Origin of the sequence: Faecalimonas umbilicata (assembly GCF_004346095.1) — a bacterium.
Taxonomy (GTDB): domain Bacteria; phylum Bacillota; class Clostridia; order Lachnospirales; family Lachnospiraceae; genus Faecalimonas; species Faecalimonas umbilicata.
This window is the reverse complement of the sequence record NZ_SLZV01000001.1, coordinates 137,572-152,684: the sequence shown is the minus strand read 5'-3', so window position 1 is coordinate 152,684 and position 15,113 is coordinate 137,572. Positions and strand designations below refer to the sequence as shown.

Genomic DNA, 15,113 nt, shown 5'->3' with positions numbered 1-15,113 from the left:
AGAAAAACTTATGCGTAAATATATTGCAAAACGAATCGCAGTATCTGTTCCTATTATTTTAGGGGTCATACTGATTACGTTTGTCTTGATGAATTACATTCCAGGAAATGCAGTAACCGCGATGATGCAAAATAAGATCAATAACGAAACGGTGGCTCGAGTGGAAGAAGAAATGCATTTGAATGATCCGATTTTGGTACGATTTGGTTTGTATATAAAAGATTTATTACATGGAGATTTGGGAACCTCTTTTGTAATGAATCAGCCAGTATTCAATCTGATTAAAAATGCATTCCCTAATACGATAAAGCTGGCATTATCGGCAATCGCATTTGCATGGATTTTAGGAATACCGATAGGAATTATAAGTGCTTTAAAGAAAAATACATGTCTGGATAAATTATTTATGGGAGTGTCACTCATGGGAATATCAATGCCGACATTTTCCATTGGAATTATTTTACAGTATTTAATTGCCTATAAATTAAAATGGCTGCCAATTAGTGGATTTACAACACCGGCACATTTAATTTTACCATCCATTGTGTTGGGATGGAGCATGGCAGGAGAGATTTCGCGTTTAATACGTACAAATTTGATTGATGTGATTCAGGCAGATTATATAACAACAGCGAAGGCAAAGGGAAAGTCGCGTATGGGAATTGTTATTTTTCATGCACTAAAAATGTCGATTCTTCCAGTGATCACAATTATGATGATGCAATTTACATCATTGCTGGGAGGGGCATTGATCACTGAGAATATTTTTAGTATTCCGGGAATTGGAACATTATCAATCTCTGCTTTGAGCAATCGTGATATACCGTTGTTACAAGGAACGATTATTCTCAGTACATTTTTAATTATTATTGGAAATCTCATTGCGGATATTATTTATGCGCTAGCAGATCCAAGAGTGCATTATGATTAGGAGGATAGCATGAAAAATATGATGAAAAATACCGGACGAAAAATAAAAAAATATGTCAAAGAGGATCCAGTAGGATTTATAAGTTTTCTTATGATCTTGCTGTTTATTTTTCTTGCTGTTTTTGCAGATTTCATTGCACCGTATGGAATCAATGAAACACAGTATATGAAACCGAAGGCGGCTCCTTCTATGGAACACATTTTTGGAACAGATGAATTGAGCCGTGATATTTTCAGCAGAATTTTGTATGCATCAAGAATCTCTCTATTTATTGGATTTGCACCAACAACAATCAATTTGATCATTGGAACATTTTTGGGAATGATAGCTGGAATGACTACATTAAAATGGGTAGATACATTGATTATGAGAATTGTTGATATTGTATTGTCTTATCCGTTTATGATTCTTGCGATGGCGATTGTTTACAATTTAGGAGCAAGTACAAAAAATTTATTTTTGGCACTGATCTTAGTTGGATGGGCTGGAACAGCGAGGACGGTGAGAGCGCAAACATTGTCTCTAAAAAATAGTACATATATAGAAGCAGCGCGTTCCATGGGAGTGAGCAAATGGAAAATTATGATCAAACATATTTTACCGAATATTCGCTCCTTGCTTCTTGTGCTTTACACAATGTCTATCCCGGTTGCAATTCTTTCAGAGGCAGGATTGAGTTTCCTCGGATTTGGTGCACAGCCGCCACAGACAAGTCTCGGAGTTATGGTATCTAAAGGACGTACGTATCTGTTTGATGCCCCATGGATTTCTCTGGCACCAGCAATCTATATTCTTTTGCTTTCTTTGTGTCTCAATTTTTTCGGAGATAGCCTTAGAGATATGTTGGATTCCAAACGTTCAGAAAGATAGGGGGATATGATGGAAGATATAGTATTACAAGTAAAAGATGTCACGATTGGTGATAAAAAATCAGGGTATTCGATTGTAGACAAAGTAAATATAGAAGTAAAAAAGCAACAGATTGTAGGGATTGTAGGAGAATCTGGCTGCGGGAAAAGCATGACAAGCTTGGCGATCATGCAGTTGATGCCGGTGAACATTGCAATAAAAGAAGGACAGATTCTATTTTCTGGTGAGGAACTAACGGCACTAAAAGAAAAAGAATTACGGAAAGTGCGAGGAAAAGATATTTCTATGATCTTTCAGGAGCCAGTGCGCGCTCTGCATCCACTGCATAAAGTAGGAAAACAAATTGAAGAAAGTTTGAAGATTCATACAAATTTGTCAAAAGAGGATAGAAAAAAACAAACTATTTCCCTCATGAAATCTGTCGGAATACCAGATGCAGAAATGAGGTATGATCAATATCCACATCAGCTTTCCGGAGGGTTAAATCAAAGAATTATGATTGCTATGGCGATTGCAGCAGATCCATCCCTGATTATTGCAGATGAGCCGACAACCGCGTTAGATGTTACAATTCAAGCTCAGATTTTACAATTGCTGAGATCCTTGCGTGAAAGAAGAGGAGTATCGATCATCTTGATTTCGCATGATTTAGCGGTGATTTGTGAAAACTGTGATTATGTATATGTGATGTATTGTGGCCAGATTGTAGAGGAAGCAGATGTGAGGACATTTTTCCAATCTCCGAAACATCCGTATACGCAGGCACTTATTCAGGCTTCTCCTGATCCAGAGAAAAAAATAGATCAATTGATGGCGATTAAAGGAACGGTTCCGTCTATCGAAAATATTCCGGAGGGATGTCGATTTGCGGAGCGATGTCCGCATAAAACAGAACGCTGTACCAAAGTAGAGCCAAAATTGTATGAGCAAAATGATGGGACAAAAGTCAAATGCTTTTTATTTGAAGAGGGTAGATAATTTATGGGAAATTCATTAATCATAGCACAAAATATAAGTAAAACTTTTGCGGCAAAAGGACTGTTTAGTGCAAAAAAGGAAAATCATGTATTACATCATGTTGATTTAGAAATTTACGACAATGAAACGTTAGCTCTTGTGGGAGAATCGGGATGTGGAAAAACAACATTGGGACGAATTATTCTAGGATTAGAAAAGCCGACAGATGGAAATATACTTTTTGAGGGAGAAAATATTTTTTCTAAAAAAGAAGTAAAAAAGGAAATGCGTAAAAATATGCAGATGGTCTTTCAGGATCCTTATGCATCTTTAGATCCAAAGATGAAAGTGGAAGAAATCCTGATGGAACCGCTTTTGGCAAATAAAGTGTATACAAATAAAAAGGAAGCAAGAAAAAAAGTAAAAGAACTATTGGAAATTGTGGGGCTTAACGAAACGCATATGAAGCGATATCCTTATCAATTTTCAGGGGGACAACGTCAGCGAATTGGGATTGCAAGAGCATTAGCATTGGAACCGGCATTTATTGCATGTGATGAACCAGTATCTGCACTGGATGTTTCTGTACAAGCACAGATTTTGAATTTATTAAAGGAAATCCAGAAAAATCGTAATTTGAGTTTATTGTTCATTTCACATGATTTGGGAGTTGTGCGCTATATTGCGGATCGAGTTGCGATCATGTACTTGGGAAGAATCTGTGAGATTGGTTCCGTTGAAGAAGTGTATACGAATCCAAAACATCCTTATACAGAATATTTGCTCCAATCGGTCCCTAAAATGAGAGTTCCAAATGGGGACAAAGAAGATTTGCAACAATCTTTACAAGAGGCCAATGAAATCAAAGTAGAAAAAAGAGAAGATATGTGTCCATTCTATTCACGTTGTAAATATCATACAGATATTTGTAAGCAGAAATTTCCAGAACAAAAGAAAAGAAATGAAACAATATTTTTTTGCCATCATCCCTTAGCTTAGTCAGGAAACTGTATATGAGATAAAAAAAAGACTGGTAAACAGTGGTTGATATGATTTTACCACTGCTTATCAGTCTTAGTATTTTATTCGATAGGAAGCTGTAATTGTGTAATATATTCTGATTCATCAGAAGTTGTGTGAATGTCGATCCAAAGAATTTCCAATAAGTTACCAAGCACTTTGAAGTTGTGAGTGTGTGCATATTGGATGAGTTCTTGTCCCCAGTAGGAGCTCTGTCTATAATCCCCGCGATAAGTGACGCAAAGGTAATGACCGCCGGCAAGAATATCCTCGCCTTCTTCATCGATAAGAAAAACAGATTGATAGGAAAGCACTTTTTTATTTACGAGAGAGGGCAGAGAAATCATAGTTCCAATTTGATTACTTCCGATAATGTATAAGCGATTTTGATTTAGATTGATAAGCTGTTTGATCAGAACATCCATTTCTTCTTCATTTTTATATCCTTCGGGAAGAAGGTGGCAATGGCGAGGGGGAATATTCATTAAGCAGATTTCACCTAAGGGAAGAGATAATGCGGAATGAATGTTATGCAATCTGTGCTCTACATTTTTTTGCAGCTTTTGCAGATACTGTATTTGCTTTGCAATCGCGTTTTTTTCGTCTTCTAGCATAGAAATTGAAGACAAAACGGTATGATGGTCTAAGTATTCGCGGATTTGTTCCATTGTAAATCCAATGGAGCGTAAATCTCGGATTACATTTAATCTCCATATGTCGTGAATACTATAATAGCGATATCCAGATTCAGAACGCTGAGGTTTGATAATTCCAATTTCTTCATAATAACGTATAGAATCTACACCGATTCCATATAATTTAGAAATTTCACCAATTTTAAAAAAATTTTTCATATTTTCTATTGATCTCCTTGACTCTAGTATTATACCAGAGTTTATAATAAGTGTATAGATTTCATGATAGGTTAATAGAAAGGATTTTTTAAAATGCGTTCAGTTTGGAAGGAAATGAAATTATCATCCGTATTACTTTTACTATTGGGAAGTGCGATATTGGCATTTGGACTTTACAATATCCATTCAATGTCCAATGTGACAGAGGGCGGAATTTTAGGGTTAACACTTCTTTTAGAATATTGGTTTGGGATTTCGCCATCGGTTTCAGGATTTATACTGACGGTATTATGTTACCTTTTGGGATGGAAATTATTGGGAAAACTTTTTCTTGTATATTCTTTTATTTCTTCTATTGGATTTTCTGTTTTTTATGGGATCTTCGAACAGTTTGATCCATTATTCCCTGACATTGCCACAAAACCACTTCTGGCAGCAGTTGTAGGAGCAATATTTGTAGGTGTAAGCGTAGGGTTATGTGTTCGAGTAGGTGGAGCTCCGACTGGAGATGATGCGCTTGCAATGAGTTTGGATCGAGTACTTCCGTTGGATATCCAATGGATTTATTTGATCAGTGATCTGGTGGTATTGCTTATCTCTCTTACCTACATTCCAGTAAGTAAGATCATTTATTCGCTTTTGACCGTTATTTTATCCGGACAGATTATTGGAGTTATGCAAAAGATTCCATTTAGAAAAAAGGATAAAGAGGACTCTTATTCTTTTGCTGTGGAACCAAACAGAGAGAGTTGGACAGCGGGGGATGGAGATATCAGCCAATAGACAGAAAGCATTTATTACTCCTCAGGATTTTAATCTTGAGGAGTTTCGGTATATGTTTTTAGTCGATCTTCATTTCCATCTGCGAGCGCCTGCTCGTAATACCAGCATTTGAACTGGATCATGTCGAGTACTTTTTCCAGTTTTTCAATTTTTTCTTCTACTACTTTGCGCTGATGTAGAAATAGTTCTAAGCGCTTTTCGTAAGTGGAACTTCCTTGGGCACACCATTCCATAAATAACTTGATTTCTTTGATCTTCAGCCCAGATTTTTTCAGGCATTCGATCATCCGAAGTGCTTCCAGTTCTTTTTCGCTGAACTTACGGATGCCGGAAGTACGCTCAAGTGTCGGGAACAGACCTTCCTTGTCATAATAGCGGATGGTAGAGATAGGAAGGTGAACTAGTTTTGCGACTTGGCCGATTGTATACATATGGGTTCCTCCAATTTCATTTATCAGATCTCTTTTTTGATTTGTGAAAATAAGTATTGACCTAAAGTTAAGTTCAGGTATTATGATGAACATAACATGAATAGCGAAGAAAGTCAATGTGTGCAGAGCTGCTCAAAAGCGACAGGGGTTCTTGGATAGAGCATGCTTTGCAAAAAGTGGAAAGGAAGGAAAAATTATGTTAGGAAATTTTCAATATTGTAATCCGACAAAACTTTATTTTGGGGAACAATCCCTTACTTTTTTGAAAGAAGAATTACAAAAATACGGACCAAAGGTGCAGCTGAGTTATGGAAGAGATTCGATTAAGAAAAACGGCATCTATGATCAGGTAATGGAACTGTTAAAAGAAGCAGGGAAAACAGTATTTGAGGACCCAGGAGTAATGCCGAATCCGACAGTAGAAAAATTGTATGAGGGATGTAAGATCGCGAGAGAAAACGAGGTGGATTTGATTCTTGCAGTAGGGGGAGGATCGGTGTGTGATTATGCAAAGGCTGTCTCGGTATCTGCGTATTGTGAGGAAGATCCATGGGAAAAATATTATGAGAGGATGGAAGAGGTAGATAATCGAATCATCCCGGTTGGATGTGTGCTGACGATGGTAGGAACTGGATCAGAGATGAATGGTGGTTCTGTCATTACAAATCCGGAGAGGAAACGGAAGATCGGCCATGTATTTGGGGAAAATGTTTTCCCGAAATTCTCCATTTTAAATCCCGTATTTACCTATACATTGCCAAAATATCAGATGGTAGCAGGAATCTATGATATTTTTAATCACATTACCGAACAATATTTTTCCGGGGAGGATGACAATACTTCAGACTATGTCATGGAGGGGCTGATGAAGTCCTTGATCCATTCTTCAAGAATTGCAGTCGCAGATCCAATGGATTATGAGGCGCGCAGCAATATTATGTGGACGGCAACATGGGCATTGAATACTATGGTGGAACAGGGAAAGACAACTGATTGGATGGTTCATATGATAGGGCAGTCAGTCGGCGCATATACAGACGCCACACATGGAATGACACTGGCTGCAGTCTCAATGGCATACTACCGTTATATTTGTCCATATGGTTTGCAGAAATTTGTGCGGTTCGCCGAGAATGTCTGGGGAGTACAGACAGAAGGAAAGAGTAAAGAGCAGATTGCAAAGGAAGGGCTGGCAAGCATGGAAAACTGGATGCGTGAAATTGGGCTTGTCATGAATCTGCGGGAACTTGGTGTAACAGAAGAGATGATAGAGGGAATTGCAGAAGGAACATTTGTTATGGACGGGGGATATAAGATTCTTTCACATGAAGAAATTGTCGATATTTTGAGGAAAAGTATGTAATCGATGGTGACCCCTCTGGAGGGAGGAGAGGAAAGAAATGAAACGTTCAAAAATTAATCAATGTATAAAAGGGATTGCAATACTGTAAGGTATCAGCCAATGCAGTAGTGGTAGAAATTAGAATCCCCTTGCTTTAGCTATGGGGAGTGTCAAGAACTTAAGGAGAGGTATCATGTTTATTGGGAAACATGATATCTCTCCTTTTTTTGACTGTTTCTCCACTCTCTTGGCGAGACACCATAGATTCTTTTGAATGCACGCGAAAAATGTAGCTGATTTTCATAACCGACAGCAGAGCCTATTTCTGAAATGGACAGAGAAGTTAATTTCAGCAGTTCGGTTGCTTTTAGCATCCTGTAATTCATTAAAAATTCCTGTGGCGAACGGCCAAGTGCTTTCTTAAAGATTTTCCCAAAATAACTTCGGTTAATTCCACAGACAGAGGCGATTTCTTCAATAGAAATATTATTTTGAAAATTTTGTTCTATATAGTGGATCGCCTCTTTGATATAGTAATCACTCATTTTACTTGAAGGAGCAGAATTGGATCGTTTGGAGGACTGAATTAAATGATCAAGAAAGAGATATAGGTGTCCAATCAAGTGAAAAGGCGATTCTTCTGCATTGTGCACAATATAAAGCATTTCATTCCGTAATTGTTCTTTGAGATCTTTGGAGTGAGAACGGTAGACTGGAGTGTCAGGGGACAATTTTGTCAGTTGAAGGATTTCTTTTACTTTTAATCCATCAAACTCAATCCAGACATATTCCCATGGAAGTTTTTCATCAGCATAATAGGTTGTAATCTGTCCGGGGAAAATCAGAAAACCCTGTCCACTTTTGATGGAATAGGTCTGTGTAATCCCTTTCGAATCATCTGCCATTAATGTTCCAGTTCCGGAAATGACATAGTGGAAAAGATAATGATTTCTGGCAACCGGGCCGAAGGAATGACCAGGATCGCACTGTTCATAGCCATATTGATACATACCAAGATCGATAAAGTTTTCATGTGGAAATATATGAAAAAATGTGTTGCTCATAAGGGCTCCTTTCAGTAAATATACCATAATGCGGTCTTACTTACTATAATACCATAAAAAATCGTATTGTGGTATAAAATAGGAAATAAATTGCTATTTCTGATAGCATAAAGGCATGTTATGATTAATTTAACTAAAACGGAAGAAAAATGAATGCGAAAGGAGTATGGAATATGTCAAAAAAAGGCATTGTAAGAAACATTTCCCTGATGTTGGCAGCTGTGTTGGGAACAGTAAATTTAGGGGGCTGTGGGGAGGAAGCCTCCAGTGATCGCGCAGAAGTTGAGATGGTGTGTTATAAACCGGAGGCAGTGAAGGCGTTTGAAAAAATAGAAGCGCGTTTTAATGAGACGCATGATGACATCCATCTGACGATTTCTTCTCCAAATGAAGCTATGACAATTTTAAAAACAAGATTTATCAGAGAAGATTATCCAGATATCATTGGAATTGGAGGAGACAGCAACTATTCTAATTTTCTGGATGCAGATTTATTTCTGGATATTTCAGAGTTAGAAGAATTGGAACAAGTAAAAAAGTCTTATCTCCAGATGGATAAAGAATTAGAATTTGTTCCGCAGGAAGGTGCTTATGCGCTTCCATATGCAGCCAATGCAGCGGGAGTTCTCTATAACAAGGAAATGTTTCAAAAATATGGATGGGAGATTCCTGAAACATGGGAAGAATTTATGACATTATGTAACGAGATTCAAAGCTGTGGGATTCAGCCATTGTATTTTGGATTTAAAGATACATGGACTTGTCTTGCACCGTGGAATGCATTGGCAGTTGGTCTGGCAGATTCTGACATATGCAGCCAGGTCAATAGGGAGGAGACAACTTTTAAAGAAGCATATCGTGAAACTGCTGAGAAAATAAAAGCGCTTCTTCCATATGCAGAAGAAAATCCGTATGCTTATAGCTATAACGATGCATGTACCGCGTTTGCCCGGGGAGAATCGGCGATGTATCCGATTGGAAGTTATGCAATCCCTCAGATTAAATCAGTCAATCCGGATATGAAAATTGATTCATTTGTATTTCCGGCGAATGATTCTGAGAAGGAGAATGTATTAAATTCAGGAATTGATCTTCAGTTTTGCGTTATGAAAAATACAGAACAAAAGGAAGCAGTTTATGAAGTACTTCGTTTTTTATATGAGGACGAGGTAATTCAGATTTATCTGGAAGATCAGGGAGGAATTGCCTGCAAAGAGGGGGATTTTTCTATTCCAAGCGAACTGACGGGGATGAGGGAATATATTAGAAATGACAGAATGGCAGATTTTCAAGATCATCATTATCCGAGCGAAATGAGTGTGGATGCGATGATTCAGACGTATTTGCTGGATGAAAGTGACAATTCAGCAGATAAATTTCTGAAACGGTTTGACACGGAATGGAAACGATATAACAGAGATTTGATCCGCAAAGTGCAGGAGTATGAAAAAGGGATGGAGGATGCACAATGAAAAAGAAAATGAACAATCGAGAGAGAACATTTCTGGCAATTGTAATACCGGTAGTTGTGTTGTTTTTTATGTTCAATACGTTGCCGATGCTAAAAGGAATTGTATATAGTTTTACAAATTATAAGGGGTATGGTTCTTATGAATATGTGGGATTGAGAAATTATATCGACTTGTTTACGGACGCAAGAGTAGGGAAAAGTTATCTGTTTACATTCAAGTATGCGATTGCTGGAACAATATTGGTAAATGTTCTGAGTTTGCTTATGGCACTTGGATTAAATAGCAAGATACGATTTAAGAGTGCTTTGCGTGGGATTTATTTTGTGCCGAATATTCTGGGAGGCCTTGTGATCGGATATATTTTCAGTTTTATTTTTACTTATATCCTTCCAGTGGTTGGCGATGTATTCGGGATTGGATTTCTACAGAACAGTATTCTTGCGAGTGAGAAGTATGCATGGATTGGAGTGCTGATTGTCGGTGTGTGGCAGGCGGTGGCGATGAATACCATTATTTATATTTCCGGTCTTCAGACGGTCCCATCGGATGTTTATGAGGCGAGTATGCTTGATGGAGCCGGGAAATGGAAAGAATTTTGGAAAGTAACATTTCCACTGGTGATGCCATTTGTAACGATCAATCTCATTTTAAGTACAAAAAATTTTTTGATGGTATTTGATCAGATTTTGTCTTTGACAAAGGGAGGACCAGCACAGAGTACAGAATCGATTTCTTATCTGATTTATAAAAATGGTATGGACGGCGGTCAGTTTGGGTTTCAGAGCGCAAATGCAGTATTGTTTTTTGTTGTCATCGTAGCCATTTCAATTTTCCAAATGACAGTTATGGGAAAGAAGGAGGAGCAGTTATAATGCAGAGAAAGAAAAAAACAAATTGGATCTTAACGATTGTATTAGTATTGGGAACAGCGACTGTGTTTTTTCCTCTTTACATGGCAGTAATTATCGCATTTAAGCAACCAAGCGAGATGACAAACGATGTGGCAGGCGCATTATCTTTTCCGGCAAGGTGGAGTCTGGATAACTTCCGGCAGGCGATGGAAGTGACTGATTTCTGGCATTCGCTTGGAAATAGTTTGTTGATTACACTGGCGACGATCGTGCTGGCAATTTTAATTCATTCGATTGCCGGTTATGTGATTGGGAGAGGTATGGCAAAGAAGAAAAGCTTTCGGTTTATTTATTTGTATATTGTAAGTGGAATGTTTGTGCCATTTTCGATTCTTATGATGCCCCTTGTAAAGCAGACTGCACAGATGGGACTTGGGAATCGGCTGGGAGTGATCATTTTATATCTTGTATTTTATATGCCGATGAATGTGTTGCTTTATACCGGATACTTGAAAAACATTCCAGTAGCGTTAGAAGAGGCGGCGGATATTGACGGGGCAAGCGCATGGAAGACATATTGGAAGATTATTTTCCCGATGATGATGCCTATGCATGCGACAGTTGCAATTTTGACAGCTCTTGGGACATGGAATGATGTGATGACGCCATTGGTCATTATGTCAGGTACCGGACATAATACGCTTCCGCTGGCCCAGTTAAATTTCCAGACACAGTTTGGAACGAATTATAATCTCGCATTTGCATCCTATATTCTGGCATTGATTCCAATTTTAGTATTTTATGTAATCTGCCAGAAACAGATTTTGAATGGTGTAGCAAATGGAGCAGTGAAAGGATAGAGACAGAATGAAACTGGAAAATAAAGTGATGTTGATTACTTATGCGGACAGCATGGGAAAGAACTTGAAAGAATTACATACGGTATTGAATACCTATTATAGAGATGCTGTGGGAGGCGTTCATATTTTGCCGTTTTTTCCATCTTCTGCGGATCGCGGATTTGCACCAATGCGCTATGATGTGGTAGATGAAGCATTTGGAACTTATGAAGATATTGAAGCAATCGGAAGAGAATATTATCTGATGTTTGATTTTATGGTAAACCATATTTCTTCCTCTTCGGAATATTTTCAGGATTTTCTGAAAAGAAAGAATGAATCAAAATATGCCGATTTCTTTATTCGTTACGAGGAGTTTTGGGGAAAGGGAGCGCCGACGCAGGAACAACTTGATAAGATTTACAAGAGAAAGCCAAGGGCGCCCTATATTGAAGTGGAATTTCAAGATGGAACAACAGAAAAAATCTGGTGCACTTTCTGTGAAGAGCAGATTGATCTGGATGTCAGAAAGGAAGCGGTAAAATCATTTATCAAAGGAACGCTGGAGCAGATGTGCCAAAATGGAGCATCTTTGATACGTCTGGATGCATTCGCTTATGCAATTAAGAAAGCAGATACGAACTGCTTTTTTGTAGAACCGGATATTTGGGAATTGCTACATGAAATTGAGCAAATTGTTGGACGGTACGAAGTGGAAATTCTTCCGGAAATCCATGAACATTATACGATTCCGATGAAAATTGCAGAGAAGGGATTCTGGGTTTATGATTTTGCGCTGCCAGTGCTGACACTTCACGCACTTTATAATCATACGGGGGTATATTTAAAGAAGTGGCTGGAGATGTGCCCAATGAAACAATTTACAACCTTGGATACTCATGATGGAATAGGGATTGTAGATGTGAAAGATCTTCTTCCTGACGAGGAAGTTTACATAGTACAGGAACAGATGTATCGGCAAGGGGCAAATGTAAAGAAAATTTACAGTTCGGAATCATATAATAATCTGGATGTATATCAGGTCAACACGACCTATTATTCTGCACTTGGCAATCGGGACGATGCCTATTTGCTGGCTAGAGCGATTCAGTTCTTTGCACCGGGAATCCCACAAGTATATTATGTGGGACTTCTCGCAGGGGAAAATGATCTCGAATTAATGGAAAAGACGAAAAATGGACGGGATATTAATCGACACTATTATACACTGGAAGAGATTGCAGGGGAGCAGGAGCGCCCGGTTGTAAGGAAATTGAAAAAGCTCATGGCGATTCGCAATATGGAACCGGCATTTCATCTGGATGGAAAAATCCAGGTGGAAACGGAGGGGGAGAGACTCATGATCACAAGGAAATACAAGGAAAATAGTATTCGATTGTCAGCAGATTTGAGGTCTTATGGATTTGAGATTACCCGATATGAAAAGGGTTATGAAAACGGAAAGGAAACGATAGTATGGCAATAACAGTAAAGGATCAGATTTTTTCTCTGGAAACTGCAAATACACTTTATCAGATGAAGGCAGATTTGTTTGGGGTAGTGAAACATTTGTGGTATGGGGAAAAAACGGGAGTGAGCATGGAGTATCTCTTGGATTATCCGGATGTGGGATTTTCCGGAAATATTTATGAAGCAGAAAATGACAGAACGTATTCGTTGAATACAATGCCGTTAGAGTATGCAGGGAGTGGAGTGGGAGATTTCCGGGTACCAGCGGTGACGGTGCGGCATGCAGATGGCAGTCAGGCACTGGATTTACGGTTTCAGAAATATTTTATCAGGAAAGGAAAATACAGTATTCCGGGACTGCCGGCAGTTTATGCAGAGGAGAACGAGGCGGAAACACTGGAAATTCTTATGAAAGATACGGCATCTGAAACAGAGGTACATCTTTTCTATGGAGTACTGGAAGAGGCAGATGTGATCACGCGGAGTGTAATGATTATAAACCGGGGAAGTATGCCAATCGTGCTTGAGCGTGCACATAGTCTTTGCATGGATATTCCGGACGGAAATTGGGACTGGATTCATTTTCACGGAAGACATACGATGGAACGACAGGCAGAACGTACCCCACTATTTTACGGAATTCAGGAAAGCAGCAGTACAAGAGGAACATCAAGTCATCAGCAGAATCCATCGGTTCTGCTCTGCGAGAGAGACTGTACAGAAAAAGATGGGGAGTGTATGGGAGCGGTACTGATGTACAGTGGTGGTTTCCAGACACAGATAGAGAAAGATCAGCTTGGGCAGACACGACTTGTAATGGGAATTCACCCGGATACTTTTTCATGGCAACTGGAACCGGAACAGAATTTTTGGACGCCAGAAGTAATCTTATCTTATTCGGCAAATGGAATGGCGGAATTGTCACAGAGGTTTCATCATGTCATACGCCACAATGTATGTAGAGGAGCATATCAGCTGACAAAACGTCCAGTTCTAATCAACAACTGGGAAGCGACTTATTTTGATTTTAATGAAGAAGACATAGAACAGATTGCCCGTCAGGCAGCAAAACTAGGTATTGATATGATGGTGTTAGATGATGGCTGGTTTGGAAAACGGGATTCTGATACATCAGGGCTCGGAGACTGGGAAGTAAATGAAAAGAAGTTGAAAGGGGGGCTGGGAGCACTTGTCAGAAAAATCAATGATATGGGCATGAAATTTGGAATATGGTTTGAACCAGAAATGATTTCCGAAGACAGTGAGTTGTTCCGGGCGCACCCGGAATGGGCAATCAGTATCCCAGGGAGAAAGCCTATGAGAAGCAGATATCAGTTAGTACTTGATATGGCAAATCCGGAAGTAGTAGAATATTTATATCAGTCTATCAGTAAGATTCTGAGAGACAATCATATCGAATATGTTAAATGGGATATGAATCGCAGTATTTCTGACTGGTATACATCGATACTTCCAGCAGAACGTCAGAAAGAAATGCCGCATAGATATGTGTTAGGTGTTTATGAACTTTTAGAACGTCTGACAGATGAATTTCCAGAAGTATTATTTGAGGGCTGTAGCGGAGGTGGAGGCAGATTTGATGCCGGAATGCTGTACTATTGCCCGCAGATTTGGTGCAGTGATAATACAGATGCCCATGAAAGAACCTTTATCCAGTATGGAACAAGCTTTTTTTATCCGATATCTGCGGTTGGTTCTCATGTATCCGCCGTACCGAATCATCAGACTGGTAGAATTACGTCGCTTGAGACAAGAGGAACAGTAGCAATGGCGGGAAGCTTTGGCTATGAACTTGATCTGAATCAGCTGGATCAGAATGAGAAAGAGAAAGTTGCGGAGCAGGTGAAGGCGTATAAGGAGTATCAGGAACTGATTTATGGCGGAAAGTATTATAGACTGAGTAATCCGAAAAAAGATGATTTGGCAGCATGGGAGTTTATTTCGGAGGACTGCAGTAAGATTCTTGTACAAGGTGTGGCATTCAGAGCTGCATCAAATGTACTGCGCCATCGCATTAAGCTATTAGGAGTGGATGGGGCAGCAATTTATAGGTTTGTGAAAGGCAGACAAAAAGAAGAGAAGCTTAGCGGTAAGGCACTTATGACAGGCGGGATTCTTATACCGGCAATCAAAGGCGATGATGTGGCATTTGAATTTTATCTGGAGAAAATAGAAGAATGCTAAGAGGTGCGTGAAGGGGGAAAGAAT

Annotated in this window: 14 protein-coding genes; 11 read left to right on the top strand and 3 right to left on the bottom strand. The window is 39.0% G+C overall.

Translation table 11 applies throughout. The annotated features are described in order from the left end of the window. The first annotated feature begins 10 nt into the window (after positions 1-10). Genes EDD74_RS00750 through EDD74_RS00735 form a run of 4 tightly spaced genes read left to right on the top strand, consistent with a single transcriptional unit; the run spans position 11 to position 3,757 of the window. Entirely contained in the window at positions 11-931 is a 921-nt protein-coding gene (locus EDD74_RS00750; protein ID WP_008977498.1) for an ABC transporter permease, read from the top strand. Positions 932-940: 9 nt separating this feature from the next. Next, a complete protein-coding gene (locus tag EDD74_RS00745) occupies positions 941-1,801 on the top strand; it encodes an ABC transporter permease (protein WP_008977497.1) in 861 nt (286 codons plus the stop codon). A 9-nt stretch (positions 1,802-1,810) separates the two neighbouring features. Then, the gene (locus EDD74_RS00740; protein WP_016441520.1) at positions 1,811-2,779 is read left to right on the top strand and encodes an ABC transporter ATP-binding protein; all 969 of its coding nucleotides are present in this window, start codon (positions 1,811-1,813) and stop codon (positions 2,777-2,779) included. Between the two features lie 3 nt (positions 2,780-2,782). Then, the gene (locus EDD74_RS00735) at positions 2,783-3,757 is read left to right on the top strand and encodes an ABC transporter ATP-binding protein (RefSeq protein ID WP_116441147.1); all 975 of its coding nucleotides are present in this window, start codon (positions 2,783-2,785) and stop codon (positions 3,755-3,757) included. Between the two features lie 83 nt (positions 3,758-3,840). On the opposite strand, the gene EDD74_RS00730 is transcribed toward EDD74_RS00735, so the two are convergent. Beyond that, positions 3,841-4,632, bottom strand: coding sequence for a MerR family transcriptional regulator (locus EDD74_RS00730; protein WP_116441148.1), 792 nt, complete (start codon positions 4,630-4,632; stop codon positions 3,841-3,843). A gap of 93 nt (positions 4,633-4,725) precedes the next feature. On the opposite strand from EDD74_RS00730, the gene EDD74_RS00725 reads away from it, so the two are divergent. Continuing rightward, entirely contained in the window at positions 4,726-5,415 is a 690-nt protein-coding gene (locus EDD74_RS00725) for a YitT family protein (RefSeq protein ID WP_039861764.1), read from the top strand. A 29-nt stretch (positions 5,416-5,444) separates the two neighbouring features. Here the strand turns inward: EDD74_RS00725 and EDD74_RS00720 are convergent, their stop codons facing one another. Further along, positions 5,445-5,846 (bottom strand): MerR family transcriptional regulator, encoded by a 402-nt coding sequence (locus tag EDD74_RS00720; protein WP_008977491.1) that lies wholly within the window; start codon positions 5,844-5,846, stop codon positions 5,445-5,447. A gap of 196 nt (positions 5,847-6,042) precedes the next feature. Between EDD74_RS00720 and EDD74_RS00715 the strand changes: the two genes are divergently transcribed. Next, positions 6,043-7,209: an iron-containing alcohol dehydrogenase gene (locus EDD74_RS00715; RefSeq protein ID WP_116441149.1), complete on the top strand. Its 1,167-nt coding sequence runs from the start codon at positions 6,043-6,045 to the stop codon at positions 7,207-7,209. Between the two features lie 176 nt (positions 7,210-7,385). Here EDD74_RS00715 and EDD74_RS00710 read toward each other — a convergent pair whose 3' ends face one another. Next, positions 7,386-8,252, bottom strand: a complete 867-nt coding sequence (locus tag EDD74_RS00710) for an AraC family transcriptional regulator (protein ID WP_116441150.1) — start codon at positions 8,250-8,252, stop codon at positions 7,386-7,388. A 173-nt stretch (positions 8,253-8,425) separates the two neighbouring features. Here EDD74_RS00710 and EDD74_RS00705 point away from each other — a divergent pair, with 173 nt between their 5' ends. The 5 genes from EDD74_RS00705 to EDD74_RS00685 are packed head-to-tail and all read left to right on the top strand — an operon-like array spanning position 8,426 to position 15,089. Further along, the gene (locus EDD74_RS00705; protein WP_016441513.1) at positions 8,426-9,724 is read left to right on the top strand and encodes an ABC transporter substrate-binding protein; all 1,299 of its coding nucleotides are present in this window, start codon (positions 8,426-8,428) and stop codon (positions 9,722-9,724) included. Next, positions 9,721-10,596, top strand: coding sequence for a carbohydrate ABC transporter permease (locus EDD74_RS00700; protein WP_008977487.1), 876 nt, complete (start codon positions 9,721-9,723; stop codon positions 10,594-10,596). The genes EDD74_RS00705 and EDD74_RS00700 overlap by 4 nt, the downstream gene beginning before the upstream one ends. Next, positions 10,596-11,435 carry a carbohydrate ABC transporter permease gene (locus tag EDD74_RS00695; protein ID WP_009263664.1) on the top strand — a complete coding sequence of 280 codons (840 nt, stop codon included), beginning with the start codon at positions 10,596-10,598 and terminating at the stop codon, positions 11,433-11,435. The genes EDD74_RS00700 and EDD74_RS00695 overlap by 1 nt, the downstream gene beginning before the upstream one ends. Positions 11,436-11,442: 7 nt before the next feature. Next, positions 11,443-12,900: a sucrose phosphorylase gene (gtfA, locus tag EDD74_RS00690; RefSeq protein ID WP_116441151.1), complete on the top strand. Its 1,458-nt coding sequence runs from the start codon at positions 11,443-11,445 to the stop codon at positions 12,898-12,900. After that, entirely contained in the window at positions 12,891-15,089 is a 2,199-nt protein-coding gene (locus tag EDD74_RS00685) for an alpha-galactosidase (protein WP_116441152.1), read from the top strand. Before gtfA ends, EDD74_RS00685 begins: the two co-directional genes overlap by 10 nt. The last annotated feature ends 24 nt before the right edge of the window (positions 15,090-15,113 follow it).